Origin of the sequence: Microcystis sp. M49636_WE2, assembly GCF_030065375.1 — a bacterium.
In the GTDB taxonomy this organism is placed as follows: domain Bacteria; phylum Cyanobacteriota; class Cyanobacteriia; order Cyanobacteriales; family Microcystaceae; genus Microcystis; species Microcystis aeruginosa_C.
In genome coordinates, this window is sequence record NZ_JASJFG010000638.1 from 1 (window position 1) to 3,129 (window position 3,129).

Below are 3,129 nucleotides of genomic sequence, written 5' to 3' on the forward strand. Positions count from 1 at the left end.
GACATCGACCATCAGATCCACCTCCACATCGCGGGAAGTACCATCGGGGGCATTTTCCACCTTGTGAACGGCGATATCGAGGCCGAGGGATTGCAATTCTCGCATCAAAACCTTAAAGGATTCTGGCGTACCCGGGCGGGGGATCGGCTTGCCTTTTACGATCGCATTTAAAGCCTCATTCCGTCCTTGCATATCGTCGGATTTCACCGTTAGCAATTCCTGCAAGGTATAGGCCGCCCCGTAGGCCTCCAGGGCCCAGACTTCCATTTCTCCGAAACGCTGCCCCCCCTGTTGAGCTTTACCGCCCAAGGGTTGCTGAGTAACCAAGGAGTAGGGACCGGTAGAACGGGCGTGAATCTTATCATCAACTAGGTGAACCAGTTTTAACATATAGGCCATACCGACGGTAACGGGACGGTCAAAGGGTTCGCCGGTGCGACCATCGTAGACGGTGACTTTACCCGCGTGTTCTTCTTTGAACACCCAATCGCGATTAGGTTTTTTCGAGGCATTTTCGAGCAATCCGTGGACGGTTAAACGGCTGGCTTCTTCCCCATACATTTCGTCAAAGGGAGTAATCTTAAAGCGCACGCCCAGATTTTCGCCGGCCCAACCCAGTAAACATTCAAACACCTGACCGACGTTCATGCGACTGGGAACCCCTAGGGGATTGAGAACGATATCGACGGGGCGACCATCGGGTAGGTAGGGCATATCTTCTAGGGGCAGAATCCGAGAAATAATCCCTTTATTGCCGTGACGACCCGCCATTTTATCGCCCACTTGGATTTTGCGTTTTTGGGCAACGTAGACCCGCACCACCATATTAGCCCCGGGGGGTAATTCATCCCCCTGTTCGCGGGTAAATACCCGCACATCTACTACCCGACCTTTTTCGCCGTTGGGGACGCGTAGGGAGTTATCGCGTACATCCCGTGCCTTTTCGCCGAAAATTGCCCGCAGTAGTTTTTCTTCAGGAGGTTGGTCTGATTCGCCTTTCGGGGTGACTTTCCCGACGAGGATATCGCTGGCTTCTACCCAGGCACCGACGCGAATAATGCCGCGTTCATCGAGGTTTCGCAGGGCATCTTCACCGACGTTGGGAATTTCCCTGGTGATTTCCTCCGGTCCAAGTTTAGTTTGACGGGCTTCGATTTCGTATTTTTCGATGTGGATACTGGTATAGACATCTTGTGCCACCAGTCTTTCACTGATTAAAATTGCGTCTTCGTAGTTATAGCCTTCCCAGGGCATATAGGCGACGAGGATATTCTGTCCGAGGGCGATTTCTCCTCCTTCGGTGGCGGAACCATCGGCGAGGATCTGCCCGGGGACAACCTGTTCCCCTTGATAGACTAAAGGACGCTGATTTAGGCAGGTATCTTGGTTAGAGCGTTGATATTTCTGAATTTCGTACTCGATCTCGCTCTTACCAAAAATCTCTTTGTCTTCATCCGCCACTTTGATGCGAATCCGGTTAGCATCGACGTAGGAAACGACCCCATTGGTACGCGAAACGATGACCATGCCGGAGTCGCGAGCGGCCTGTGCTTCCAATCCGGTCCCCACAAGGGGACGTTCGGGACGCAGCAGGGGAACCGCTTGTCGTTGCATATTAGAACCCATGAGGGCGCGGTTAGCGTCGTCGTGTTCAAGGAAGGGAATCAGGGAAGTGGCCACCGAGACAATTTGGACGGGGGAAACGCAAACGTAGTCCACTTGTTCGGGGGAAGTGGTGGAGAATTCCTGCCGATAGCGCACTGGGATAGTTTCGCCGAGGATATAACCATTTTCATCGGTGGCCACATCTCCCGGCGCTACCCGCAGATCGTCTTCTTCGTCGGCGGTTAGGTATTTAACGGGGAGATCATAGCGTACTCGGCCATTTTCCACCACATAACAGGGGGTTTCAATAAAACCGTAGTCGTTGACGCGAGCGTAGGTGGCCAGGGAACCGATTAAACCGGCGTTGGGGCCTTCTGGGGTTTCCACGGGACAGATGCGACCGTGGTGGGAGGGGTGAATGTCGCGCACGGCAAAACCGGCCCGTTCCCTGGTGAGACCGCCGGGTCCAAGGGCGGAAATGCGGCGTTTATGGGTCAATTCCGCTAGGGGGTTGGTTTGATCCATGAACTGGGAGAGTTGCGAGGAACCAAAGAATTCTTTAATCGCGGCTACTAGGGGTTTCGGGTTGACTAGGGAAGCGGGGGTGAGGTTTTGGGATTCGCTGACGGTCATCCGTTCCCGAATGATTCTTTCTAAGCGGTTTAAACCTACTCGCACTTGGTTTTGTAGCAGTTCACCCACGGAACGGACGCGACGGTTGCCGAGGTGGTCGATATCGTCGGTGTTGCCGATGTCAAATTCTAGGTTAATTAGGTAGTCGATCGCCGCTAAGATGTCGGTGGTGGTGAGAACGCGCTGGTTATCGGGGACGTTGAGGCGTAGTTTTTTGTTGAGTTTATAACGACCAACGCGCCCGAGATCGTAGCGTTTATTGTCAAAAAAGCGCGATTCGAGCAGTTGTTGCCCGCCGGTGACGGTGGGAGGTTCCCCGGGGCGTAGTTTGCGGTACAGGTCGAGGAGTGCCTCTTCTTCGCTGGGATTGCCTTCTTTGTCGAGGGTTTTTTGGTAAAATTCGGGATGGCGTAGGGAGTCAAAGATTTCGTTATCGCTCAATCCGATCGCTTTCAGAAGAACTTGGGCGGATAATTTGCGGGTTTTGTCGATTCTGACCCAGACTAAGCCGTTTTTGTCGGTTTCAAATTTTAACCAAGCTCCTCGGTTGGGAATCAGGGAAGCGGAGTAGGTGCGGCGACCGTTTTTGTCGATTTCGGCTTTGTAGTAAACACCGGGAGAACGGACGATCTGATTGACGATGACTCGTTCGGCACCGTTAATGATAAAGGTTCCCCGTTCGGTCATCAGGGGTAAATCGCCGATAAAGACTTCCTGTTCGATGTTTTCTCCCGTTTCTTTGTTGATTAAACGGGTGGGAACGTACATCTGAACGGAATAGGTGCTATCGCGTCGTTTGGCTTCATCGACGTTGTATTTCGGTTCTTTGAGTCTGTAGTCCTGGCCGAGGAAATGTAGTTCTAATTTACCTGTATAGTCGCTGATGGGGGA

Annotated in this window: 1 protein-coding gene; it reads right to left on the bottom strand. The window is 52.7% G+C overall.

All coding sequences use genetic code 11. The features are described from left to right. The coding region (gene rpoB, locus PX484_RS14825; protein ID WP_288104458.1) for a DNA-directed RNA polymerase subunit beta at window positions 1–3,129 on the bottom strand (3,129 nt) is incomplete at both ends.